18 protein-coding genes are annotated in these 23,490 nt (G+C 72.2%); 5 read left to right on the forward strand and 13 right to left on the reverse strand.

Annotated elements, in window-relative coordinates:
• Positions 1-82: 82 nt before the first annotated feature.
• A complete protein-coding gene (locus ACIGXO_RS18555) occupies positions 83-2,086 on the forward strand; it encodes a beta-galactosidase (RefSeq protein ID WP_399787509.1) in 2,004 nt (667 codons plus the stop codon).
• Positions 2,087-2,191: 105 nt separating this feature from the next.
• Here ACIGXO_RS18555 and ACIGXO_RS18560 read toward each other — a convergent pair whose 3' ends face one another.
• The 4 genes from ACIGXO_RS18560 to galT form a co-directional block, all read right to left on the reverse strand.
• Entirely contained in the window at positions 2,192-2,998 is an 807-nt protein-coding gene (locus tag ACIGXO_RS18560; RefSeq protein ID WP_399787512.1) for a LuxR C-terminal-related transcriptional regulator, read from the reverse strand.
• A gap of 447 nt (positions 2,999-3,445) precedes the next feature.
• Positions 3,446-4,645 carry a galactokinase gene (gene galK / locus ACIGXO_RS18565; RefSeq protein WP_399787514.1) on the reverse strand — a complete coding sequence of 400 codons (1,200 nt, stop codon included), beginning with the start codon at positions 4,643-4,645 and terminating at the stop codon, positions 3,446-3,448.
• A 75-nt stretch (positions 4,646-4,720) separates the two neighbouring features.
• A complete protein-coding gene (galE, locus tag ACIGXO_RS18570) occupies positions 4,721-5,692 on the reverse strand; it encodes a UDP-glucose 4-epimerase GalE (protein WP_399787517.1) in 972 nt (323 codons plus the stop codon).
• On the reverse strand, positions 5,689-6,735 hold the full coding sequence (galT, locus tag ACIGXO_RS18575) for a galactose-1-phosphate uridylyltransferase (RefSeq protein WP_399787521.1): 1,047 nt from the start codon (positions 6,733-6,735) through the stop codon (positions 5,689-5,691). Before galT ends, galE begins: the two co-directional genes overlap by 4 nt.
• A 249-nt stretch (positions 6,736-6,984) precedes the next feature.
• Between galT and ACIGXO_RS18580 the strand changes: the two genes are divergently transcribed.
• Positions 6,985-8,655 (forward strand): sodium:solute symporter family protein, encoded by a 1,671-nt coding sequence (locus ACIGXO_RS18580; RefSeq protein WP_399787524.1) that lies wholly within the window; start codon positions 6,985-6,987, stop codon positions 8,653-8,655.
• Positions 8,656-8,674: 19 nt separating this feature from the next.
• On the forward strand, positions 8,675-8,986 hold the full coding sequence (locus tag ACIGXO_RS18585; RefSeq protein ID WP_399787527.1) for a hypothetical protein: 312 nt from the start codon (positions 8,675-8,677) through the stop codon (positions 8,984-8,986).
• Positions 8,987-8,998: 12 nt separating this feature from the next.
• On the opposite strand, the gene ACIGXO_RS18590 is transcribed toward ACIGXO_RS18585, so the two are convergent.
• The 9 genes from ACIGXO_RS18590 to rsmI all read right to left on the reverse strand — a co-directional run bounded on the left by ACIGXO_RS18590 (position 8,999) and on the right by rsmI (position 19,702).
• Positions 8,999-9,706, reverse strand: a complete 708-nt coding sequence (locus tag ACIGXO_RS18590; protein ID WP_030617335.1) for a LuxR C-terminal-related transcriptional regulator — start codon at positions 9,704-9,706, stop codon at positions 8,999-9,001.
• A 266-nt stretch (positions 9,707-9,972) separates the two neighbouring features.
• The gene (locus tag ACIGXO_RS18595; protein WP_399787530.1) at positions 9,973-11,832 is read right to left on the reverse strand and encodes a PQQ-binding-like beta-propeller repeat protein; all 1,860 of its coding nucleotides are present in this window, start codon (positions 11,830-11,832) and stop codon (positions 9,973-9,975) included.
• 257 nt (positions 11,833-12,089) lie between these two features.
• A complete protein-coding gene (locus ACIGXO_RS18600) occupies positions 12,090-13,886 on the reverse strand; it encodes an ABC-F family ATP-binding cassette domain-containing protein (protein ID WP_399787533.1) in 1,797 nt (598 codons plus the stop codon).
• A 96-nt stretch (positions 13,887-13,982) separates the two neighbouring features.
• Positions 13,983-14,897, reverse strand: coding sequence for a 4-(cytidine 5'-diphospho)-2-C-methyl-D-erythritol kinase (locus ACIGXO_RS18605; RefSeq protein WP_399787536.1), 915 nt, complete (start codon positions 14,895-14,897; stop codon positions 13,983-13,985).
• Positions 14,894-15,775, reverse strand: coding sequence for a 16S rRNA (adenine(1518)-N(6)/adenine(1519)-N(6))-dimethyltransferase RsmA (gene rsmA, locus ACIGXO_RS18610; protein ID WP_399787539.1), 882 nt, complete (start codon positions 15,773-15,775; stop codon positions 14,894-14,896). Before rsmA ends, ACIGXO_RS18605 begins: the two co-directional genes overlap by 4 nt.
• Entirely contained in the window at positions 15,772-17,229 is a 1,458-nt protein-coding gene (locus ACIGXO_RS18615) for a ubiquitin-like domain-containing protein (RefSeq protein ID WP_399787542.1), read from the reverse strand. Before ACIGXO_RS18615 ends, rsmA begins: the two co-directional genes overlap by 4 nt.
• A 102-nt stretch (positions 17,230-17,331) precedes the next feature.
• Positions 17,332-18,201: a TatD family hydrolase gene (locus ACIGXO_RS18620; RefSeq protein WP_399787545.1), complete on the reverse strand. Its 870-nt coding sequence runs from the start codon at positions 18,199-18,201 to the stop codon at positions 17,332-17,334.
• Between the two features lie 31 nt (positions 18,202-18,232).
• On the reverse strand, positions 18,233-18,664 hold the full coding sequence (locus ACIGXO_RS18625) for a hypothetical protein (RefSeq protein ID WP_399787548.1): 432 nt from the start codon (positions 18,662-18,664) through the stop codon (positions 18,233-18,235).
• 168 nt (positions 18,665-18,832) lie between these two features.
• A complete protein-coding gene (rsmI, locus tag ACIGXO_RS18630; protein WP_399787552.1) occupies positions 18,833-19,702 on the reverse strand; it encodes a 16S rRNA (cytidine(1402)-2'-O)-methyltransferase in 870 nt (289 codons plus the stop codon).
• Between the two features lie 98 nt (positions 19,703-19,800).
• On the opposite strand from rsmI, the gene ACIGXO_RS18635 reads away from it, so the two are divergent.
• Both ACIGXO_RS18635 and ACIGXO_RS18640 read left to right on the forward strand, forming a co-directional pair.
• Positions 19,801-21,582, forward strand: a complete 1,782-nt coding sequence (locus ACIGXO_RS18635; protein WP_399787555.1) for a dolichyl-phosphate-mannose--protein mannosyltransferase — start codon at positions 19,801-19,803, stop codon at positions 21,580-21,582.
• A gap of 196 nt (positions 21,583-21,778) precedes the next feature.
• The gene (locus tag ACIGXO_RS18640; RefSeq protein WP_399787558.1) at positions 21,779-23,434 is read left to right on the forward strand and encodes a penicillin-binding transpeptidase domain-containing protein; all 1,656 of its coding nucleotides are present in this window, start codon (positions 21,779-21,781) and stop codon (positions 23,432-23,434) included.
• Positions 23,435-23,490: the final 56 nt, after the last annotated feature.

Below are 23,490 nucleotides of genomic sequence, written 5' to 3' on the forward strand. Positions count from 1 at the left end.
GGACTCCAGCGAACCCGTAGCAAGCACCACAGCAGCGACCAGCGACCACGCGATCCGACAAGCCCCCAGGGGGGAGCGCGCGATGGGAATCCGGTTCGGCGGGGACTACAACCCCGAGCAGTGGCCCGAGGACGTACGGGCCGAGGACCTCGTCCTCATGAAGCAGGCGCACGTCACGATGGTGACCGCCGGGATCTTCTCCTGGGCGGGGGTCGAACCCCGGCCGGGCACCTACGACTTCGGCTGGTTCGACCGCGTCATGGACGGCCTCGGCCAGGCCGGCATCGCGGTCTGCCTGGCCACCATGACCGCCTCACCACCGCCCTGGCTCGCCCACCGGCACCCGGAGATCCTCCCCGAGGACGCCGACGGCACCCGCCGCTGGCCGGGCGCCCGCCAGCACTACTGCCCCTCCAGCCCGGTCTACCGCGAGCACGCCGTCCGCCTCGTCGAACGCCTCGCCGACCGCTACGCCGGCCACCCCGCCCTCGCCCTGTGGCACATCGGCAACGAGTACGGCTGCCACACCCGGCAGTGCTACTGCGACGTCTCGGCCCGCGACTTCCGCCGCTGGCTGCGCGAGCGCTACGGCACGATCGACGCGCTCAACGACGCCTGGTCCACCGCCTTCTGGTCGCAGGGTTACAGCGACTTCGAGGAAGTGCTGCCGCCGCGCGCCGCACCCGCCGCCGCCAATCCGGCGCAGCAGCTGGACTACCTCCGCTTCAGCGACGACGCGCTGCGCGCCTGCTACCTCGCCGAGAAGGAGGTACTGCACCGCATCACCCCGGACGTGCCGGTCACCACCAACCTGATGCCGGACCACAAGCCCGTCGATGCCTTCGCCTGGGCCCGCGACATGGACGTCATGGCGCTGGACTTCTACCAGGACCCCTACGACCCCGACGACCACATCCGCGCCGCGTACAACTTCGACCTGATGCGCTCGGCGCGCGACGGACAGCCCTGGCTGCTGCTCGAACAGGCCCCCGGCGCCGTCAACTGGCGCCCCCGCAACGGCCCCAAGCCGCCCGGCGCGATGCGGCTGTGGAGCTGGCAGGCCGTCGCCCAGGGCGCCGACGCGGTGCTCTTCTTCCAGTGGCGGCAGTCGCTCGGCGGCGCCGAGAAGTTCCACTCCGCGATGGTCCCGCACGGCGGCACCGGCACCCGGATCTTCCGCGAGGTCACCGAGCTGGGGCGGGAGCTGGCCGCCGTCCCGGGCATCGAGGGCACCCGCTCCGAGGCGCCGGTCGCGCTGCTCGCCGACTGGGACAGCCGGCGCGCGCTGGAGCTGGACTCCCGCCCCTCCACGGCCCTCCAGGCGCCCGAACGGTCGCTGGCCCACTACCGCCCGCTGTTCGAGGCGGGCGTCGCCTGCGACGTCGTGCCCCCGGACCGGGACCTGTCCTCGTACCGCCTGGTCGTCGTGCCCAACCTGTACCTGCTGCGCACCGAGGACGCCGAGCGGCTGGCCGCGTACGTACGCGACGGCGGGCACCTGCTGGTGTCGTTCTTCTCCGGCATCGTGGACGCCCATGACCGGGTGCACCCCGGCGGCTACCCGGCGCCGCTGCGCGAGGTACTGGGCCTGCGGGTCGAGGAGTTCTGGCCGCTGGACGAGCGCGCGGCCGTCCCGCTGCGCGGGCGCTACGCCGGGCGCGCCGACCTCTGGGCGGAGGACATCGTCCTCGAAGGCGCGGGTTCCGTCGTGGACTTCCTGTACGACGGGCTACGGCCCGCCATCACCCGGCACACCTACGGCCGGGGCACCGCCTGGTACGTCGGCACGCGTCCCGACCCGGCGCTGATGCGGGCCCTGATGGACGACGTACGGGAGGCGGCGGGCGTGGCGCCCGTACTGCCGGGGCTGCCGCCCGGCGTGCAGGCCACCGTGCGCGCCGATGCCCGCGCGCGGTACCTCTTCCTGCTCAACCACGGGCAGGAGCCGGCCGAGGTGACACTGCCCCGGCCCATGACCGACGCGCTCGCGCAGGCCGCGCCGCGGGCGGCAACCGTGCATCACCTCACCCTGCCCGCCCGCGGCGCGGCCGTCCTGACGGAGTCCGGCCCGCGGGCCGGCTCCTGAACCGCGGCCCCGGACGGCGGGGCGGTCAGGGTCTGCCGGCGGCCGTACCCGGGCGGCCGCCGGCCGCCGTACCGGCCGGGGCGCGGCCGCCGGTCCATGCGCGCCTCACGGCACCGAGACCGACGCCGACGGCACCGGCTGCGCCGCCGGGGACGACGGGGGCGGCTCCAGCTCGACCGGCCCCACCCCGGCCCGGCGCGCCAGCGCCACCGCCGCGAGCGTGGAGTGCACGCCGAGCTTGCCCAGGACGTTCTGCATGTGCGTACGGACCGTGTGCGGCGAGAGGAACAGCCGCTCCGCGACCGCCTTGCGGCCGAGCCCCGCGACCATGCAGCGCAGCACCTCGCGCTCGCGCGGCGTCAGCGACTCCACCAGCCGCTCGCTCTCCGTACGGTGCTTGCGGGCCGCCGTCAGCTCCCGCAGCACGCCGGTGAGGAGCGCGGGCGGCAGATGCGTCTCGTCCCGCAGCACGCCGCGGATCACGGCCAGCAGGCGGGAGAGCGAGCAGTCCTTCGCGACCCAGCCGCCGGCCCCGGCCTGCAGCGCGGACGCGGCCCTGCGCGGGTCGTCCTTCTCCGCGAGCACCACGGCGCGCACCATCGGGTGCGTGGTGCGGACCGAGGTGACCAGCGAAATTCCGTCCACGGGCGCGCCGTCGGCCGCGCCGTCGCGGTGGCCCTGCGGCCGTATCGGGACGGCCGCGAGCGGTGCGACGGCGGCGCCGAGGTCGGCGTCGACGAGCATGACGTCGAAGCGCCGGCCTTCGGAGGCCGCCCGCTCCAGACTGCGCAGGGCCGCCGGTCCGCTCCCGGCCGCCGCCACGTCCACGTCCTGTTCGGCCGCGAGGGCTGCCGCCAGGGACTCGGCAAAAATGCGGTGGTCGTCGACCACCAAGACCCGGATGCGTTGCACTGAGGACCCCCTGTCTCGGGGAAACGGGCAGAAACGGGTACGTGCGCCCGGGGACGGGGTCGCCGCAGCGGCACGGCCGCCGCCGTGCTGCGTCGCTGTCCCGTCCCGGGCGCCGTACCCTCACCTCCCCGCGCCGCGTTCGGCGGAGAGGGTCCAGCTCGCCCCCTGATCGGCACCGGCCCCCACCGGTGCTCTGTTCAGCGTACGTACGGGGTCCGGCAACGGAAGCCGATTGGCAAAACTGCCCGACCCATGTGTTCAGGGTGGGGCAGCCGGCTCACCACGAGACACCAGTAGCGGGTGATCGGCTCATTCCGACCGGTTACCGCCGGACGCCGGCGGGGCAATCGGCCAGTCGCACGGACCGGCTGACAGCGCGTCGGGGGTGTGCGGGGGCGCGCTTTCGCGCCCCCGCCGCGGGCTTTCGCGCCCCCGCCGCTGTCCGGTTCACGCCAGCCGCCGGGCCCCCGCGCTCGGGACGGCGGTGAAGATCCGCGGCGCGGCGTGCCCGGCCGCCGCGAACGCTTCGGTGACCGCCTTGCCCACGGCCTCCGCGTCCGCCTCTGCCACCAGCACGATCGCCGATCCGCCGAAGCCGCCGCCGGTCATCCGGGCGCCCAGCGCGCCGGCCTCGTTCGCGGCGTCCACCACGAGGTCCAGCTCGGCGCAGGACACCGCGAAGTCGTCGCGGAGCGAGGCATGGCCGGCCGTCAGCAGCGGGCCGATGCCGCGCGGGTCGCCCGCGTCGAGGCGCGCCATGACGTCCTGCACCCGCCGGTTCTCGGTCACGATGTGCCGTACCAGGGGCCGTACGGCGGGCTCGTCCGCCAGCGACTCCAGCGTCTGGCGCAGTCCGTCGTACGCCACGTCGCGCAGGGCGCGTACGCCCAGTGCCCGCGCGGCCCGCTCACAGCCCGCGCGGCGTTCGGCGTAGGCGCCGTCACCCAGCTCGTGCTGGACGCGGGTGTCGACGACGAGGAGGCGCAGCCCGGCCGCCGCGAGGTCGAAGGGGACCTGGCGGCGGGTGAGGTCGCGGGTGTCCAGGAGGAGCGCATGGCCTTCGGTGCAGCAGGCCGAGGCGGTCTGGTCCATGATTCCGCAGGGCACGCCGACGAAGGCGTTCTCGGCGCGCTGGGCCAGCCGGGCCAGCTCCTGGCCGTCCAGGCCCAGGCCGTACAGGTCGTTCAGCGCGAGCGCTGTGGCGACCTCCAGGGCGGCGGAGGAGGAGAGCCCGGCGCCGGTGGGGACGACGGAGTCGAAGTGCAGGTCGGCACCGCCGTCCACCGGGAGCCCGGCCTCCCGCATCGCCCACAGGACGCCCGCCGGATACGCCGCCCAGCCGCCGTCGGGGGCCGGCCGCAGCCCCTCGGTACGCAGCTCGACGATGCCGCCCTTGACGTTGCCGGAGTGCAGGCGCAGCACGCCGTCGGTACGGGGCGCGGCGGCGGCGATCGTGGTGTGCGGGAGGGCCAGCGGCATCACGAAGCCGTCGTTGTAATCGGTGTGCTCACCGATGAGATTGACCCGGCCGGGCGCGGCCCAGGTCCCCGCAGGGGCGGTTCCGAAGACCTCGCGGAAGGCGGCGGCGGTGCGGCTCGCGCCGTGTGCCGTGTCGTTGTTCAACTCGGACTCCTTCGTCCAGCTCATTGTGCGAATGCCCGGGCCCGGGGAACTGCGCGAGCGACCACGACGGTGGTGCGCCCGGCTGCGGTGCTACGGCCCCTACCGGGTTGCCGCCCGGCCCTCCTGGGCGAAGGCCCACGCGTCCGCGACGATCTCCGCCAGGTCCGCGCGCTTCGGCTGCCAGCCGAGGCGGTCGATGGCCGTCTGTGCCGAAGCGACCAGGACCGCGGGGTCGCCGCCGCGGCGGGGGGCGACGACCTCGGGGATCGGGTGGCCGGTGACCGTGCGGACGGTCTCGATGACCTCGCGGACGGAGAAGCCGTTGCCGTTGCCGAGGTTGCAGATCAGGTGCTCGCCCGCGACGGCGGCGTCCAGCGCCAGCAGATGCGCGTCGGCGAGGTCGGCGACGTGGATGTAGTCGCGGACGCAGGTGCCGTCCGGGGTGGGGTAGTCGTCACCGAAGACGGAGATCGACTCGCGGCGGCCCTGGGCCACCTGGAGGACGAGCGGGATGAGGTGCGACTCGGGGTCGTGCCGCTCGCCGCAGTCACCGTACGCGCCGGCCACGTTGAAGTACCGCAGCGAGACCGCCGCCAGGCCGTGCGCCGCGCACTCGCCGCTGATCATGTGGTCCACGGCCAGCTTCGAGGCGCCGTACGGGGAGGTGGGGACGGTGGGGTCGGTCTCCGTGATGGGGGTGTTCACGGGCTCGCCGTACGTCGCCGCCGTCGAGGAGAACACCAGCGTGCGCACGCCCGCGACGCGCATCGCCGCGAGCAGGTCCATGGTGCCGCCGACGTTGTTGCGCCAGTACTTCTCCGGGTCCACGACGGACTCGCCGACCTGCGAGAACGCGGCGAAGTGCAGCACGGCGTCGAAGGAGCGGTCCAGCCACTTGCCCGCGTCCTGGACCCGGCCCTCGATGAACTCCGCGCCCTCGGGGACGCCCACACGGTGGCCGGTGGACAGGTCGTCCAGGACGACCACCTGGTGGCCGGCCTCCAGAAGGTGTGCCGCCACGACGCTGCCGACGTATCCCGCTCCGCCGGTGACCAGGTATTTCTTGCTCACGTGCTCGCTACCTCTCGCAGTCGCTGCGCCGCGGCTTCCGGCGGCACATCGTTGATGAACACATTCATGCCGGATTCGGAACCCGCGAGAAACTTCAGCTTGCCGGGAGTGCGTCGGATGGTGAAGAGCTCCAGATGGAGGGCGAAGCCGTCGCGGTGCGGGGCGCGCACCGGCGCCTGGTGCCATGCGGCGATGTACGGCGTCGGCGGCTCCCCGTCCCCGAAGATCCGGTCGAACCGTCGCAAGACTTCCAGGTAGAGCTGTGGGAACTCTGTGCGCGCGTCCTCGTCCAGCGCGAGCAGGTCGGGGACCCGGCGCCGCGGGTAGAGGTGCACCTCGTACGGCCAGTGCGCCGCGTACGGGACGAAGGCCACCCAGTGCTCGCCCTCCAGGACCACCCGGCTGCCGTCGGCGAGCTCGTCGGCGACGACGTCGTCGAAGAGGTTGCGGCCGCCGGTGCGCTCGGCGTGCTCGGTCGCCGAGGCCAGCATCCGCTCGGTGCGCGGCGTGACGAAGGGGTAGGCGTAGATCTGCCCGTGCGGGTGGCCCAGGGTCACGCCGATCTCGGCACCGCGGTTCTCGAAGCAGAAGACCTGCTCGACGTCCGGGAGCTGGGTCAGCTCGGCGGTGCGGTCGGTCCACGCCTCCAGGACCAGCGCGGCCTGCTCCTCGGTGAGGTCGGCGAAGGAGGCGCGGTGGTCGGAGGTGAAGCAGACGACCTCGCAGCGGCCGGTGGAGCCGGCGAGCGAGGGGAAGCGGTTCTCGAACACCACGACGTCGTAGTCGGCGGCGGGGATCTCCGAGAGCCGGCCCTCGCGCGAGGGGCACAGCGGGCATTCGTCGGCCGGCGGGTGGTAGGTCCGGCCCTGGCGGTGCGAGGCGACGGCGACGGAGTCGCCGAGGAGGCGGTCGTGCCGGATCTCGGAGGCGGTGGTGACCCGCGGCAGGGGGCGCTCGTCGACGGCGTCGCGCACGACGTCGTCGCGGGAGTCGTAGTAGATGAGCTCCCGGCCGTCCGCGAGCCGCGTGGACGTCTTCTTCACTGGTGCTCCTCGGCAGACGACCAAACAGAAACAAACATAATGAACCACGAGCCAACACTTCCGTCAACGCCGGGAACGGCGCAGGCATCCGGAGACGGAGCGGTGCGCCCGCCACACCCAGCGTCACCAAGGAAGGCACTCGATCACGATCCAACAAAAAAAACCAACAAAAGTGTTCAGTTTCCGAGCGACCGCGCGTAACTTGCTCCTCGTTCAAGCCACCGGCGCCACGCAACGAAGCGAGACCCCATGATCACGATGGCCGAAGGGCTACGCCTCCCTACCAACGGGCTCGACTACAGCATCCTGGCGATCTACTTCGCCGTCGTCCTGGGCATCGGCTTCGCCGCCAAACGCAGCGTGAAGACCAGCCTGGACTTCTTTCTCTCCGGCCGGTCGCTGCCCGCGTGGGTGACCGGTCTCGCGTTCGTCGCCGCCAACCTCGGCGCCACCGAGATCCTCGGCATGGCCGCCAACGGCGCGCAGTACGGCGCGTACACGGTGCACTGGTACTGGATCGGCGCCATCCCCGCCATGGTCTTCCTCGGCCTGGTGATGATGCCCTTCTACTACGGCTCCAAGGTCCGCTCCGTACCGGAGTTCCTGCTGCACCGCTTCGGGCCGTCCTCGCACCTGCTGTCCTCGATCATCTTCGCGGTCTCCTCCGTGCTGATCGCGGGCGTGAACCTCTACGCGATGGCGATCGTGCTGGAGGCGCTGCTGGGCTGGCCGGAGTGGGTGGCCATCGTCGTCGCCGGCTTCTTCGTGCTCGCGTACATCACCATCGGCGGCCTGTCCTCCGCGATCTACAACGAGGTCCTGCAGTTCTTCGTCATCCTCGCCGCGCTGATCCCGCTGACCGTCGTCGGCCTCAAGCGCGTCGGCGGCTGGGACGGGCTGACCAGCAGCCTCACCGACTCCCACGGCGGTGACTTCCTCACCGCCTGGGGCGGCACCGGCATCGGCGAGTCCAACCCGCTGGGCGCCAACTGGCTGACCATCGTGCTCGGCCTCGGCTTCGTGATGAGCTTCGGGTACTGGACCACCAACTTCGCCGAGGTGCAGCGCGCGCTGTCCGCGAAGAACGGCTCCGCCGCCAAGCGCACCCCGCTCATCGCCGCCTTCCCCAAGATCTTCATCCCGCTGGTCGTGGTCGTGCCGGGCCTGATCGCGCTGGTCATGGAGCCCTCGCTGGGCAAGACCAAGGACGGCCTGCAGTACAACGACGCCATTCCGGTACTGATGCGGGACCTGCTGCCCAACGGCGTGCTGGGCATCGCGGTGACCGGCCTGCTCGCCGCGTTCATGGCCGGTATGGCGGCGAACGTCTCCTCGTTCAACACGGTCTTCACCAACGACATCTGGGCGGCGTACCTGAAGAAGGGCCGCGAGGACGCGTACTACCTGAAGACCGGCCGGGTGGTCACCGCGGTGGGCGTGCTGATCGGCATGGGGACCGCGTTCATCGCGTCCTCGTTCAGCAACATCATGAACTACCTGCAGACGCTGTTCTCGTTCTTCAACGTCCCGCTGTTCGTGGTGTTCATCATCGGCATGTTCTGGAAGCGGACCAGCGCAGCGGCCGGCTTCTGGGGCCTGCTCTCGGGCACCGTCGCCGCGATGGTCAACTACTTCTGGTTCTACAAGCAGGGCATCATCTCGATCCCCTCCGACCAGGGCGCCAACTTCGTCTCCTCGATCGTGGCGTTCGTCGTCGGCGCGGTCGTGATGTTCGTGATCACCCTGGTGACCAAGCCCAAGTCCGCCGAGTCGCTGGCCGGCCTGGTCTACGGCACCACCTCGCCCGGCATGGAGGAGCTGCCCGCCGAGGGCGACGACGCGTGGTACCGCAAGCCCGCCCTGCTGGGCTGGAGCGCGGTCGTCCTCGCCGCCGTCTGCTACATCCCCTTCTCCTTCTAAGGGCCGTAAGGAGCACACCATGAGTGACTACCAGCACGAGGTCGAGGAGCTGGAGCGCAAGTCCGCGACGGCGGCCCGGCTCTTCGATGTACGCCGCATCATCGGCGGACTCTTCGTCGTCTACGGCGTGATCGTCACGATCGCCGGCATCACGGCGTCCGACGCGGACCTGAAGAAGGCCCAGGACATCAACATCAACCTCTGGACCGGCCTCGGGATGCTCGTCCTCGGGCTCTTCTTCCTGGCGTGGATGAAGCTGCGCCCGGCCGAGGCACCGGCCCCCGAGGAGACCGGCGCCACGGCCGGCGGCACGGGCGGCTCGGCGGACTGACGCGGAGCGCGTTCACTGCGGCGGGGCCTGTTGCGGCCCCGCCGCGTTCGCGTTGCTGACCGCGGCCCGGTCCAGCAGGCCCGTACGGGCCGCCAGCGCCGCCGCCTCCAGCCGCGACCCCACCCCCAGCTTCATCAGCACCCGCTGCACATGCGTACGGGCCGTGCTCGGCGCAATGCCCATACCGGCCGCGATGAGCCGGGTGTCCTCGCCCTCGGCGACCCGGACGAGCACCTCCACCTCGCGCGGGGTCAGCATCTGCAGCAGCCGGGCGCCCTCGTCGTCGGGCTGCGCCGCCGGATGCAGCAGCTCCTCGAACGCCTGCTGGAGCAGGGCCGGGGCGATCGCCGCCTCCCCCGCCCTGGCCTTCATCATCGCCCGCTCCACGCCCTCGATCCGCTCGTCGTGGCGGACGTAACCGGACGCACCGGCCGCGAACGCCGCCGCGATGCCCCGCGGATTGGGCACCGGGCCGAGCACCACGACCGCCACCTGGGGCCGCTCCTTCTTGATCCGTACCACCGGGTCGAACACCCCCGGCTCGGCGGGCGCTGCCGTCCCCAGGAGGCACACCTCCGGCGCTCTGCTCACCACCAGATCCGCCGCCCCGGCACTCGGCGCGGCCGCCGCGAGCACCCTGTGCCCGCGCAACTTCAGTGCCGAGGCGAGCGCCTCGGCGAGCAGGCGGTGGTCGTCGACCACCATGAGCCGCACGCCCATTCAGCAACCCCCCATTCCCCGGCGGTGTCAGCCCCCCGATCTCCGCCGGGCCCCTTTGCATCCGGAAGCTACACGCTTGTTCGACATCGCGCGCCCCCTACCGGGCAGAAGCCCGTCGGAATGCTGAAATCCCGGCCATTCTGGGCCACTTGCCGTCAGGCGCCGATCATTTATTTCCAGAGGCGGACGGACTCGGTACGGCGGCGGCCCCGCCCTACAGTGCGTAGGACGGGGCCGCCGGACAGGCCCTCGGGCCTGCGGGTTTCTCAGCTGCCGAAGGCCAGGCCCAGGTACTTGCCGTCGCCCAGGCCGTACTTCGTGCCGGACATGATGTCCTGGTTCAGGAACAGCCGGCCGTGCTCGTACACCGCGCGGGTCATACCGGGGCGCAGCGAGCGGGCCGCGTCGGCGGTCTCCTTCGGGAGGTTGAGGAAGACCGTCTTCTTGCCCTGCTGTGCCGGGTCGATGCTGACGACCTGGCCGCCCTTGTCGCTGTATCCGTCCTGGTAGGCGATGAGCTGGTCGCCCGCCATGCGCAGCGGCACGATCTCCTGGTTGACCTCCGAGGACGCCTTCCAGGTCGCGGAGCCGGTCTTCAGGTCGAAGGCGACGATCTCGTTCTGGTTGTCGAAGGACTTGCCGCCCACCGCGTCGTGCGACTTGGAGGGCATGTAGAGGTACTTGTCGTCCGCCGTCGCGGTGACGCACCGCTCCACGCCGCCGGTGATGCCGCAGTTGGGCTTGTACTTGTCGTCCTGCAGCGAGATCTGTGCCTGCCGCTTGCCGGAGTCGTCGATGACGACCATGTCCGTGATACCGGCCTCGCCCGCGGAGATGCCGATGACGACCGGGCCGTTCGTGGAGACGACCTCGGCGCTCTCCACGCCCTTGGGCGCGTCGTAGGTCCACTTGGGCTTGCCGGTGGCCGGGTCGATCTCCTGGACCTGCGTGGTCTGCGAGCCGTACTCACCGCAGCGCAGCACCGCGACGAGCTTCTTGCCGCCGCCGATGCCCCGGTCCAGGCACTGCATCGAGGCGTCGTTGCCGCTGTCGCGCTGGTGCCACAGCTCCTTGCCGGAGATGTCGTACGCGACCTCGCCGCCGCCCGGCCAGGAGGCGACGACCGCGCCCTGGCTGAAGGTGACGCCCATGCCGAGGCTGGACGCCTGCCGGCCGCCCGGCATCGTCTTCTGCCAGTCGAACTTGCCGGAGTCGATGTCCAGCAGCGCCATCTGGCTGCAGGGCTCCCGGTCGTTCTCGCCCTTGCGCGGGCCGGCCTCGAAGACCACCGCGGCCTTGCCCTCCTCGGTGGCGTAGTTCGAGGCGCCGCAGATGATGCCGTCCATGGGGAGCTTGTACTTCGGCTTCTTCGCGTCCAGGTCGTAGCCGACGATCTCGGCCTTGCTGACCTTGGCGTACGTCTTCGCCGTCGCCCAGGCGCCGTTCAGCGTCACCACCGACTTCTCCGGCGAGGGCAGCGGCACGTTGAAGAGCAGCTTGCCCGTGGAACTGCCGGGCTTGGTCTCCTCGTTCAGCGCGACCTTGCCGCCCTTGAGCGCCGTCGGCGCGTCCCCGCCCTTGCCGCCGCCGTCGGTGCCCTCGCTGGAGCCCTGGGCGTTCGGCGCCGGGTCGTCGCCACCGCTGTTGGCGAACCACACGCCGCCACCGACGATCAGCGCGATCGCGACCACCGCGGCGACGACGATCATGATGCGGGTGCGCTGCTGATTGCCGCCGCCCTGCGGGGGCATGCCGCCGCCGGGGTACTGCGCGCCGTAGGGGCCGGGGGCGCCGTACGGGCCGGGGGCACCGGGCTGGCCGGGCTGGCCGGGCTGCTGCGGGTAGCCGTAGCCCGGGCCCTGGGCCGGGTAGCCGTACGCCGGCTGCGCGCCGTACGGGCCGGGCGGGGGCGGGGGCCCCTGCGGCGGCTGCCCCGGAGCCTGCGGCGGCTGGCCGGGGGCCTGCTGCGGCTGCGGCGGGGCCTGGGGCGGCTGCGGCGGAGCGTCCGGAGCCTGCGGCGGCTGGCTCGGCTGCTGCGGGTAGCCGTACGACGGGTCCTTGGGCGCGCCGAAGCCGCCGGACGGCGGCTGACCGGGCGGTGGTGGCGGCTGCGGCGGCTGGGTCATCGGGTCGTTACCTCTTCACGCCGGCCCATGGCTCCGAATCGGCCTCCCCCGCGACCCCGAGCGGCAAAGCCCCCCGGGATGGAGTGAATCAGACATAAGGCTCGGCAATTAACGGCAGTTGAGCGGGAGTTCTTTGTACCACTCGGCACCGACATCGCACCGGTGCGGTATGCCGCCACCAGAGGGGCGAGACCGGCCCGGGACACTCCCGCGACGCACCCGTTACGCACGCCGCCGCCGCGGGCCCGCGGCGCCCGCTACGCGTCCTCCGCCAGCTCCAGCCAGCGCATCTCCAGCTCGTCCTTCTCGTCGGACAGCTCCCGCAGCTGCGCGTCCAGCTCGGCGACCTTGGCGAAGTCGGTGGCGTTGTCGGCGATCTGCGTGTGCAGCTTCGCCTCCTTCGTACCGATCTTGTCCAGCTGCCGCTCGATCTTCTGCAGCTCCTTCTGCGTCGCCCGGTCCACCGCGGCGGACTTCTGCTTGGGCGCCGCGGCCGCCGGCGCCGGGGCCGCGGCCTGCGCCATCCGCTCGCGCCGCTCGATGTACTCGTCGAGGCCGCGCGGCAGCATCCGCAGGCTGGCGTCGCCCAGCAGCGCGAACACCCGGTCGGTGGTCCGCTCGACGAAGTACCGGTCGTGACTGATGACGATCAGCGAGCCGGGCCAGCCGTCGAGCAGGTCCTCCAGCTGCGTCAGGGTCTCGATGTCCAGGTCGTTGGTGGGCTCGTCGAGGAAGAGCACGTTCGGCTCGTCCATCAGCAGCCGCAGGATCTGCAGCCGGCGTCGCTCACCGCCGGAGAGGTCGCCGACCGGCGTCCACTGCTTCTCCTTCGTGAACCCGAACTTCTCGCAGAGCTGGCCCGCGGTCATCTCCCGGCCCTTGCCGAGGTCCACCCGCTCCCGGACCTGCTGCACGGCCTCCAGCACCCGCAGGGTGGGCTTCAGCTCCGCGACCTCCTGCGAGAGGTAGGCCAGCTTCACGGTCTTCCCGACGATGATCTTCCCGCCGGCCGGCTGCGCGTCGCCCTGGGTGCGCGCCGCGTCGGCCAGCGCCCGCAGCAGCGAGGTCTTGCCCGCGCCGTTCACGCCCACCAGGCCGACCCGCTCGCCGGGGCCGAGCTGCCAGGTGAGGTGCTTCAGCAGCACCTTGGGCCCGGCCTGTACGGTCACGTCCTCCAGGTCGAAGACCGTCTTGCCCAGCCGGGAGCTCGCGAACTTCATCAGCTCGGCGCTGTCCCGGGGCGGCGGCACGTCCGCGATCAGCTCGTTGGCGGCCTCGATGCGGAAGCGGGGCTTGCTCGTACGGGCCGGGGCGCCGCGCCGCAGCCAGGCCAGCTCCTTGCGCATCAGGTTCTGCCGCTTGGCCTCCTCGGAGGCGGCGATGCGCTCCCGCTCGGCGCGCGCGAACACGTAGTCGCTGTAGCCGCCCTCGTACTCGTGCACGTCGCCGCGCTGCACGTCCCACATGCGCGTACAGACCTGGTCCAGGAACCACCGGTCGTGGGTGACGACGACGAGCGCGGAGCGCCGCGCCCGGAGGTGCCGCGCCAGCCACGAGATGCCTTCCACGTCCAGGTGGTTGGTCGGCTCGTCGAGGACGATCAGGTCCTGCTCGGCGATGAGCAGCTTCGCGAGCGCGATGCGGCGCCGCTCACCGCCGGAGAGCGGGCCGATCACGGTGTCCAGGCCCTGCGGGAAGCCCGGCAGGTCCAGGCCGCCGAAGAGGCCGGTCAGCACGTCACGGATCTTGGCGCTGCCCGCCCACTCGTGGTCGGCGAGGTCGCCGATCACCTCGTGCCGGACGGTCGCCTCCGGGTCCAGCGAGTCGTGCTGGGTCAGCACACCGAGGCGCAGCCCGTTCACGTGCGTGACGCGGCCGTCGTCCGGGGACTCCAGCTGCGCGAGGATACGGATCAGGGTCGTCTTGCCGTCACCGTTGCGGCCGACGACGCCGATCCGGTCGCCCTCGTTGACGCCGAGGGAGACGCCGTCGAGCAGCGCGCGCAGTGCGTACGCCTTGCTGACGGCTTCCAGATTGACGAGGTTCGCGGCCATCTCACTCCTGGGACTTCACATCGGTCGGCCTTCCAGCCTAGTGCGGCACGCCCGTCACACCCGCATCGCGTGGGTGCCGGTACCGGGGACCGCTGCTCAGCCGATGACCGTGGCGCCCAGGGCCGGGCCGGCCGCGACGCGGGCCGACCGGCAGGTGCCGGACGCCAGGAGCGCTTCGGCGACCCGGTCCGCGGCCTCCCCGTCCGCGGCGAGGAAGGCCGTGGTCGGGCCGGAGCCGGAGACCAGGGCGGCGAGCGCGCCCGCCTTCGTGCCCGCCTCCAGGGTCGCGGCGAGCGAGGGGAAGAGCGAGAGGGCCGCGGGCTGCAGGTCGTTGGAGACCGCCTTGGCCAGGGCCGCGGCGTCGCCCGAGCGCAGCGCGTCCAGCAGCGCCGGGGACGCCTCGGGGGCGGGCACGTCGGTGCCCTCGGTGAGGCGGTCGAACTCCCGGTAGACCGCGGGCGTGGACAGCCCGCCGTCGGCCACCGCGAAGACCCAGTGGAACGTACCGCCGACCTCCAGGGGAGTCAGCCGCTCGCCCCGCCCCGTGCCCAGCGCGGCCCCGCCGACCAGGCTGAACGGCACGTCGCTGCCCAGCTCGGCGCAGATGTCGAGCAGCTCCTCGCGGCTCGCGCCGGTCCCCCACAGCGCGTCGCAGGCGAGCAGCGCGCCCGCGCCGTCCGCGCTGCCGCCGGCCATGCCGCCCGCGACCGGGATGTCCTTGGCGATGTGCAGCTGGACGCGCGGCTCGATGCCGTGCCGGGCGGCAAGAAGCTCGGCGGCGCGGGCCGCGAGGTTCGTCCGGTCCAGCGGGACCTGCCCGGCGTCCGGGCCCTCGCAGGTGATCGTCAGGGTGTCGGCGGGCGCCGCGGTGACCTCGTCGTACAGGCCGACGGCGAGGAAGACGTTGGCCAGGTCGTGGAAGCCGTCGGCGCGGGCGGCGCCGACCGCCAGCTGGACGTTGACCTTGGCGGGGACGCGGACGGTGACGGTGCGGGGGCTGGACGGGGTCACTGGGCTGCGGCTTCCTTGTGCTCGGCGATGCGGGCGAATTCTTCGACGGTCAGGGCCTCGCCGCGGGCCTGCGGGGAGACGCCCGCCGCGACCAGCGCGGCCTCGGCGGCGGCGGCCGAGCCCGCCCAGCCGGCGAGCGCGGAGCGCAGCGTCTTGCGGCGCTGCGCGAAGGCCGCGTCCACGGCGGCGAAGACCTCGTCGCGGCTGGCGGTGGTCTCCAGCGGCTTGTCGCGGCGTACGAGGGAGACCAGTCCGGAGTCCACGTTGGGCGCGGGCCAGAAGACGTTCCGGCCGATCGCGCCCGCCCGCTTGACCTCGGCGTACCAGTTCGCCTTGACCGACGGCACACCGTAGACCTTGTTGCCGGGGCGGGCCGCGAGCCGGTCGGCGACCTCGGACTGGACCATGACGAGCGTGCGCTCGATGGTCGGGAAGGTCGCCATCATGTGGAGCAGGACCGGGACGGCGACGTTGTACGGGAGGTTGGCGACCAGGGCGGTGGGCGGCGGGCCCGGCAGCTCGGTGACCTTCATCGCGTCGGAGTGCACGAGCGCGAACCGGTCGGCGCGCTCCGGCATCCGGGCCTCGACGGTCGCGGGCAGCGCGGCCGCCAGTACGTCGTCGATCTCCACGGCCGTGACCCGGTCGGCGGCCTCCAGCAGCGCCAGGGTCAGCGAGCCGAGGCCGGGTCCCACCTCGACGACCACATCATCGGGACGCACCTCGGCCGTCCGCACGATCCGGCGGACGGTGTTGGCGTCGATGACGAAGTTCTGGCCCTTCTGCTTGGTGGGGCGGACGCCCAGCGTCGCGGCCAGTTCTCGGATGTCGGCGGGGCCCAGGAGCGGGCCGGGCTCATCGGTGCTGCTGTTGGTCACTGGTGAAGCTTACGGCCGCACACGGGCCACGGGCTCGCCCCCCGGCTGACGTACAGCTTCTTGGCGCGGTAGGTCTGCTCGGCGGGCGGCGCGTCCTGCGGGGCGCCGGTCCCGCCGAGCGAGTGCCAGGTGGCGCGGTCGAACTGGTACAGCCCGCCGTACGTGCCCGAGGGATCGACCGCGTCGGCCCGGCCGCCGGTCTCGCACTGCGCGAGGCCCTGCCAGTTCAGATGGTCGGCGCCCGCCACGCTGGTGGGCACGGGCGCGGTGCCCACGTGCACGATCTCGGTCCTGGGCGCGGTGATCACCTCCTGGCTCAGCAGCCGCGGCCGCTGCCGGACGCCGTTGACGGTACGCAGCTGGTAGGTGACCCGGCGCACGCCCTGGTGGCCCTGCTGGACCACCGACTCGGTGCCCTTGAAGAGGGACGCGTCGGGGACCCGCCGGGTCTCGTAGGCGATCGGCTCCTCGCGGACCTCGCGGGAGCCGGTGACGCGCAGCACGGAGACGGTCTGTCCCTCGCGCGGGAAGCTGTCCAGCGGTACGGAGGTGGTGTCCTGGCCGTGCAGCGCGATACCGGCCCGGGCGAGCGCCGCGCGTACGGTGGCGGCGTTGGTACGGATGCTGCGCGCGCGGCCGTCGGCCATGAAGGTCACCGTGCGTTCGGTGCGTACGGCCAGCTCGATGCCGTGCCGGGCGATGGGCAGCGACCGCGAGGCGGAGATGTACGCGCCCTCGGCCCGCACGCCGAGCTGGCGCAGCGCGCCCTCGACGGTGCGGGCGGTGGTCCACACCCGGCGGCGGTGGCCGTCCACGGTGAGCACGACGGGCCGGCCGTACCGCACGGCCACCTCGTCGCCGCTGGCCAGCGGGGCGTCCGGGCCGGGCGCGACGATGTCGTGCGGGCCGATCGGCACGCCTTCGGAGGCCAGCATGTCGCCGACGTCCCCGGCGAAGGTGTGCAGCCGGCGCGGATCGCCGTCGACGCTGAGGCGTACGGCCTTGTCGTGCGCGACGAACGCGGTGGTGCCGCCCGCGAGGAACGCGACGACCAGCGCCTGCGGGACCAGCCTGCGCAGCCCCTCGGGCCGCTCGACGAACCGCTTGCGGCGGGCGGCACGCCGGGCGGCGGCCCGGCCCGCGGTCCGGCCCCGGGTGACCGGCTCCGGCTCCGGCTCCAGCTCCGGCTCCGGCGGCTGGTCGTACGACTGCGGCTCGGGGGCCTGCGTTTCGTACGACTGCGACGGCTCGTACGACTGCTGCTCGGGCAGCCACGGTGCGTACGACTGCGGCGGCGACGGTGCGTACGACTGCGCGACATACGTGTCGTACACCTGGGGCTCGTCCGGCGGTCCGTACGGACCGTAGCCCTGGGTCCGGGGGCCCTCCGTCCCGTCGTACGACTGCGGCAGCCCGTATCCGAATCCGTATCCGTATCCCTGCGAATGACTCACGACGCTCCACGTGCCCGGGACCGGTTGACGGCCGGAATGTAGCGGAGAGGGGGATCACTCCCCAAAGTCGCGCGACTACGCAGGGTGCTTACTGACGGTGGCTCAGTAATCGAAAGCGCGGGTCGTGTTGGCCGCGACGGCCGTGGCCAGCGCGTCCTCACTCATGCCCTTGACCTCGGCCATGGCCCGCAGCGTGACCGGAATGAGGTACGGCGCGTTAGGCCGACCGCGGTACGGCGCCGGGGTCAGGAAGGGGGCGTCGGTCTCGACGAGCACCAGCTCGGCCGGGGCGACGGCCAGCGCGTCCCGCAGCGGCTGGGCGTTCTTGAACGTGACGTTCCCGGCGAAGGACATGAAGTACCCGGCCTCGGCGCACACCTTCGCCATCGCCGCGTCGCCGGAGTAGCAGTGGAAGACGGTCCGCTCGGGCGCGCCCTCCTCGCGCAGCACCCGCAGCACGTCGTCGTGCGCCTCCCGGTCGTGGATGACCAGGGCCTTGCCGTGCCGCTTGGCGATCTCGATGTGTGCACGGAAGGACCGTTCCTGCGCGGCCATGCCCTCGGGGCCGGTACGGAAGTAGTCCAGGCCCGTCTCGCCGACGCCGCGGACGTGCGGCAGCGCGGCCAGCGCGTCGATCTCCGCGAGCGCCTCGTCCAGCGCCGCGTCACCACCCGGCTCCCGGGCGCCCTGCCGGGACCAGCCGTCGGGGTCGCCGAGCACGATGCGCGGCGCCTCGTTCGGATGCAGCGCCACCGCCGCGTGCACCGCCTCATGGGCCGCGGCGGTCTCCGCGGCCCAGCGCGAGCCCTTCACGTCGCAGCCCACCTGCACCACCGTCGTCACGCCGACGGCGGCGGCCTTGGTGAGCGCTTCCTCGACCGAGCCCTCCTGCATGTCCAGGTGGGTGTGCGAGTCCGCTACGGAGACCCCGAGCGGTTCGGGCAGCGGCGGCGGTGCGTCCTTCGAGCTCATACCTCGATCCTATGAGCCCCGCGGCACCGGGCTACCTGCGGTGGTGCTGGAAGGGGTGCAGCAGGTCGGACAGGTGCCAGTGGTGGCCGCGCCGCGCGGACGCGTCACCGCCGGAGTCGCCGGGGTCACCGGCCGGGCCGGTCGTGGGCTGCGGCTTGCGCGGCGAGTAGAGCCGCTCGGCGGCCGCCGAGACCATGGAAACCTGACCTGCCCGCATGATCCGGACTATGTGCCCGCCGCACTGGCGGCAGGTGGGCCTGGTCAGAGGTGACGGGACGCGCTCGCCGTCCGTGTAGTAGACGACGCGCGGCTCGCCGGACACGTCCACGTGGTGCTCGATGTCGTAGGACTGCTCCCAGCCGTGCCCGCACTTCATACAGGCGAAGGAGTACGCCTCGTGCGCGGCAGGTTCGGTCCCGGGCGTGTGCGGGGTCCCGCTCGTGGTTCCCACAGGTTCAGTCATCGCAGCTCCTCTTGTCCGCCGGACAAGCTCTCGGGGTTGAACGCCCCAGTTCCAGTGGACGCCTTTCCGAGCTGCGATGCAGCAAAGGTTCTTCCTATTGGCCCAGATTTGAGCGGGCCGAGGAAAAGAACCGCACCGGGCCGACCTGCTCTTTACCTTCTCGACCGGTCATTTACCCGCACGAGAATCACCACGCTCCGCATTCTTTGCCGCCACCACCGCGTCGAAGACCTCCCGCTTGGGTACGCCGGCCTCGGCCGCGACCCCCGCGATGGCCTCCTTGCGCCGCTCACCGGCCTCCTCACGGACCCGCACCCGGCGCACCAGCTCCTCGGGGCCCAGATCGCCGGGCCCCGGCTCGGGCGCCCCTTCCACCACGATGGTGATCTCGCCGCGTACGCCGTCGGCCGCCCACCCGGCCAGCTCCTCCAGCGGGCCGCGGCGCACCTCCTCGTACGTCTTCGTCAGCTCGCGGCAGACGGCGGCGCGCCGGTCGGCGCCGAAGACCTCGGCCATCGCGGCGAGGGAGTCGGCCAGCCGGTGCGGCGCCTCGAAGTAGACGAGCGTGCGCCGCTCGTCGGCGACCTCCTTCAGCCGGCCGGTCCGCTCCCCCGCCTTCCTGGGCAGGAAGCCCTCGAAGCAGAAGCGGTCCACCGGGAGCCCGGAGACGGCGAGCGCGGTGAGCACCGCGGACGGGCCCGGCACGGCCGTCACCTTCACGCCGCGCTCCACCGCGGCGGCCACCAGGCGGTAGCCGGGGTCGGAGACCGAGGGCATGCCCGCGTCGGTGACCAGCAGCACCCGGGCGCCGCCTTCGAGCGCCTCGGCCAGCTCCGGGGTGCGCGCCGACTCGTTCCCCTCGAAGTACGACACCACCCGGCCCGTGGTGTGCACGCCCAGCGCGGTCGTCAGGCGGCGCAGCCTGCGGGTGTCCTCGGCCGCGATCACGTCGGCGGCGAGCAGCTCGGCCGCCAGCCGCGGCGGCGCGTCCTCGGTGTCACCGATGGGGGTCCCTGCGAGTACGAGCGTTCCAGTCACGGCCCCATCCTTTCAGGCGCGCCCGCATCCTTCCCGCCGCGCCGGAAGACGGGCCGGAGAGACGGGCCTCTCACAGGCCGCTTCCCTACGATGGCCCGGTGACGAGTGACACCGCGACCAACGACCGGCGCGCCGGCGATCACGGCAGGGCGGCCCCGGTGGCCGCCGGGGCCGCGGCGCGCGCCGCGCAGGCGCCGCAGGGCGGCGTCCCGGCGCCGACCGCCTGGCTGCGGCGGCTGCGCCGCTTCGGCTACACCGCGCGCCCGGAGCGGGACGTGCGGACCCGGCTCCTCGCACCCTTCCCCGCGTCGCGCCTCTCCCCCCGCGCGGCCCGGCTCGCCGCGTGGGGCCTGCCCGTACTGGTCGCGCTGCTCGCCGGCATCCTGCGCTTCTGGCGCCTCGGCAGCCCGGACAAGGTGATATTCGACGAGACGTACTACCCGAAGGACGCCTGGTCGCTGCTGCAGTACGGCTATGAGGGCACCTGGGCGAAGAGCGCCAACGACGCGCTGGTCGGCAACCCGCCGCACCTCCTGCTCAGCCCCGAGCACTCCTACGTCGTCCACCCGCCCCTCGGGAAGTGGATGATCGCGCTGGGCGAGTGGGCGTTCGGCATGAGCCCCTTCGGCTGGCGCTTCATGACGGCCCTGCTCGGCACCCTGTCGGTACTGATGCTCTGCCGCATCGGCCGCCGCCTGCTGCGCTCCACCGTCCTGGGCTGCCTGGCGGGCCTGCTGCTGGCCGTGGACGGCCTGCACTTCGTGATGAGCCGCACGGCCCTCCTCGACCTCATCGTCATGTTCTGGGTCGTGGCCGCCTTCGGCTGTCTCCTCGTCGACCGGGACCGCACCCGCGCCCGGCTCGCCGCCGCGCTGCCCGTGGGTGAGGACGGCCTGGCCCGCCCGGACGACGGGGTCGGCGACCGGCTGGGCCTCGGCTGGCGTCCCTGGCGGCTGGCGGCCGGGCTCTGCCTCGGCCTCTCCGCCGCGACCAAGTGGAACGGTCTCTACTTCCTCGCCGCCTTCGCCCTCATGTCGGTCCTGTGGGACGCCGGCGCCCGGCGCACGGCGGGCGCCCGCCACCCGTACCGCTCGGTCCTCCGCCGCGACGTCGTCCCCGCGTTCCTCTCCACCGTCGTCCTCGCGGCGGCCGCCTACCTCGCGTCCTGGACCGGCTGGATCGTCACCAAGGGCGGCTACTACCGCGACTGGGCCACCACCCCCGAAGGCCGCACCGGCGGCTGGACCTGGCTCCCCGACTGGCTGCGCAGCCTCTGGCACTACCAGCACGAGGTCTACGAGTTCCACACCCACCTGACCTCGACCCACACCTACCAGTCCAACCCCTGGAGCTGGCTGGTCCTGGGCCGCCCGGTCTCCTACTTCTACGAGGACCCCAAGGCCGGCCAGGACGGCTGCACCGCGGCCGAGGGCTGCGCCCGCGAGGTCCTCGCGCTCGGCACCCCGCTCCTGTGGTGGGCCGGCTGCTTCGCGCTGCTCTACGTCCTCTACCGCTGGCTGTTCAAGCGGGACTGGCGGGCCGGCGCGATCGCCTGCGGCATCGCGGCCGGCTATCTCCCCTGGTTCCTCTACCAGGAGCGCACGATCTTCCTCTTCTACGCGGTCGTCTTCGTGCCGTTCCTCTGCCTGGCGCTGGCCATGACGCTCGGCGCGGTCATCGGACGGCCGCACGACGGCACCGTCGCGGAACCGGGCCAGCTCCTCACCGGCGACCGGCGCCGCGCGGCGGGCATCGTAGCGGCGGGCATCCTGGTCCTGCTCATTGTGTGGAACTTCATTTATTTCTATCCCGTATACACAGGGCTACCGATCCCCAAGAGCGCATGGCAGGCACGGATGTGGCTGGACACCTGGGTATGAGGGGTGCGGCGGGGAATGGGCGGCCCCGCATGTGACCATTCCGTGACGGTCGCATCGACTGAGTGTCACCGTACCGATGCCGTAACGAGACGCGCGAGGGTCACTCCAATACCCCGTGTCCCATAGAGTGCGCTGCACGTTCTTGTGTCGGGTTTCCAGGGACGACCACGCTGCTTCAGGAGGGGAACGGTAAGTCATGCGCCGCGAGGTGAGGTACGGGCTGATCGGCGGGGCGATCGCCCTGATCGCGGGAGGCGTCGGCGGGTACACCCTGATGGGAAGTTCCGATGAGGCCCCGCAGCAGGAGGTCACGGCGGCGGACGGCAAGTCCGCCGACGGCGGCGCGACGGTGAAGACCGGGCCGCTCTCCGCGAAGGAAGTGAAGACCGCCGCCACCGGCTTCCTGAATGCCTGGCAGTCGGGACAGGTCGCCGAGGCGGCGAAGCTGACCGACGACACGAAGGCGGCCGGCACCGCGCTGACCGGTGTCGCCAAGCAGGCCCACATCAGTCAGCTGAAGCTCACCCCCGGGACCCGCAAGGGCGACGAGGTGCCGTACCAGGTCTCCGGGCAGATCTCGTACCAGGGCAAGAGCGCGTCCGTCTCGTACGCGACCTCTCTCACCGTCGAGCGGGACAAGGCCACCGGCAAGCCGGTCGTCGACTGGCGGCCCACGATCGTGCACCCGGGGCTCGGCGAGGGCGACACGCTGCGCACGGGCGAGAGCGAGGCGCCGCCCATCAAGGCGGTGGACCGCAACGGCACCGCGATCACCAAGGACAGCAACCCGGAGCTGGCCGGCATCCTGGACAGCCTGCGGGACCGCTACGGCGACAAGGCCGGCGGCACCCCGGGCGTGGAGTTCTTCATCCAGCGCGCCAAGAGCGGCGACAAGGCCACCCAGAAGCCTGACCAGACCCTGAAGGTGCTCTCCAAGGGCACCCCCGGCACGCTGAAGACCACGCTGGACGCCAAGATCCAGGCCGCGGCCCAGAAGGCGGTCGCCGGGAAGAGCAAGGCGTCGGCGGTCGCGGTCAAGCCCAGCACCGGCGAGATCCTGGCCATCGCCAACGCGCCCACCAAGGGCTTCAACGTCGCCACGCAGGGCTCGCTGGCCCCCGGCTCCACGATGAAGGTCGTCACCTCGTCGATGCTCATCGACAAGGGCATGACCTCGCCGAACAAGAAGCACCCGTGCCCGAAGTACGTGACGTACGGCGGCTGGAAGTTCCAGAACCTCAACAAGTCCGAGATCAAGGACGGCACCTTCGCGCAGAGCTTCGCGGCCTCCTGCAACAACGCCTTCATCTCGCAGGCCGAGAAGCTGAAGGACGACGACCTGACCAAGCAGGCCCGGGACGTCTTCGGCCTCGGCCAGACCTGGAACACCGGCATCCCCAGCTTCGACGGCAACGTCCCGGTGCAGAGCGACGCGCAGATGGCCGCCTCGCTCATCGGCCAGGGCGGGGTCCGGATGAACCCGCTGAACGTCGCCTCCATCGCGGCGACCGTCCAGTCCGGCAGCTTCCACCAGCCGTACATCGTCTCCCCGGACGTCGACCACCGGTCGCTCGCCAAGGCGTCCCGGAACATGAAGCCGGCGACCGCGTCGGCGATGAAGTACCTGATGAAGCTGACCGCCACGTCCGGTACGGGCGCCAAGGCGATGTCCGGCCTCAGCGGTGACATCGGCGCCAAGACCGGCTCCGCCGAGGTCGACAACCAGAAGAAGCCGAACGCCTGGTTCACCGCGTACAACGGTGACCTCGCGGCCTCGGCCGTCGTCCCGGCCAGCGGCCACGGCGGCGACAACGCGGGCCCGGTGGTCCGCGCCATTCTCAACCAGGGCTGACCGCCCTCCCCGGAAGGGGGCCGTCCACATCGCGGACGGCCCCCTTTTCCCGGTCG

The organism is Streptomyces sp. NPDC053542 (assembly GCF_044544685.1).
In the GTDB taxonomy this organism is placed as follows: Bacteria; Actinomycetota; Actinomycetes; order Streptomycetales; family Streptomycetaceae; genus Streptomyces.

Coding starts and splice junctions, on each gene's coding strand:
- ACIGXO_RS18555 (WP_399787509.1), top strand. CDS start 83: ATGGGAATCCGGTTCGGCGGGGACTACAACCCCGAGCAGTGGCCCGAG.
- galK (WP_399787514.1), bottom strand. CDS start 4,645: ATGAGCTGGACGAAGGAGTCCGAGTTGAACAACGACACGGCACACGGC.
- ACIGXO_RS18580 (WP_399787524.1), top strand. CDS start 6,985: ATGATCACGATGGCCGAAGGGCTACGCCTCCCTACCAACGGGCTCGAC.
- ACIGXO_RS18585 (WP_399787527.1), top strand. CDS start 8,675: ATGAGTGACTACCAGCACGAGGTCGAGGAGCTGGAGCGCAAGTCCGCG.
- ACIGXO_RS18590 (WP_030617335.1), bottom strand. CDS start 9,706: ATGGGCGTGCGGCTCATGGTGGTCGACGACCACCGCCTGCTCGCCGAG.
- ACIGXO_RS18595 (WP_399787530.1), bottom strand. CDS start 11,832: ATGACCCAGCCGCCGCAGCCGCCACCACCGCCCGGTCAGCCGCCGTCC.
- ACIGXO_RS18600 (WP_399787533.1), bottom strand. CDS start 13,886: ATGGCCGCGAACCTCGTCAATCTGGAAGCCGTCAGCAAGGCGTACGCA.
- ACIGXO_RS18620 (WP_399787545.1), bottom strand. CDS start 18,201: ATGAGCTCGAAGGACGCACCGCCGCCGCTGCCCGAACCGCTCGGGGTC.
- ACIGXO_RS18625 (WP_399787548.1), bottom strand. CDS start 18,664: ATGACTGAACCTGTGGGAACCACGAGCGGGACCCCGCACACGCCCGGG.
- ACIGXO_RS18640 (WP_399787558.1), top strand. CDS start 21,779: ATGCGCCGCGAGGTGAGGTACGGGCTGATCGGCGGGGCGATCGCCCTG.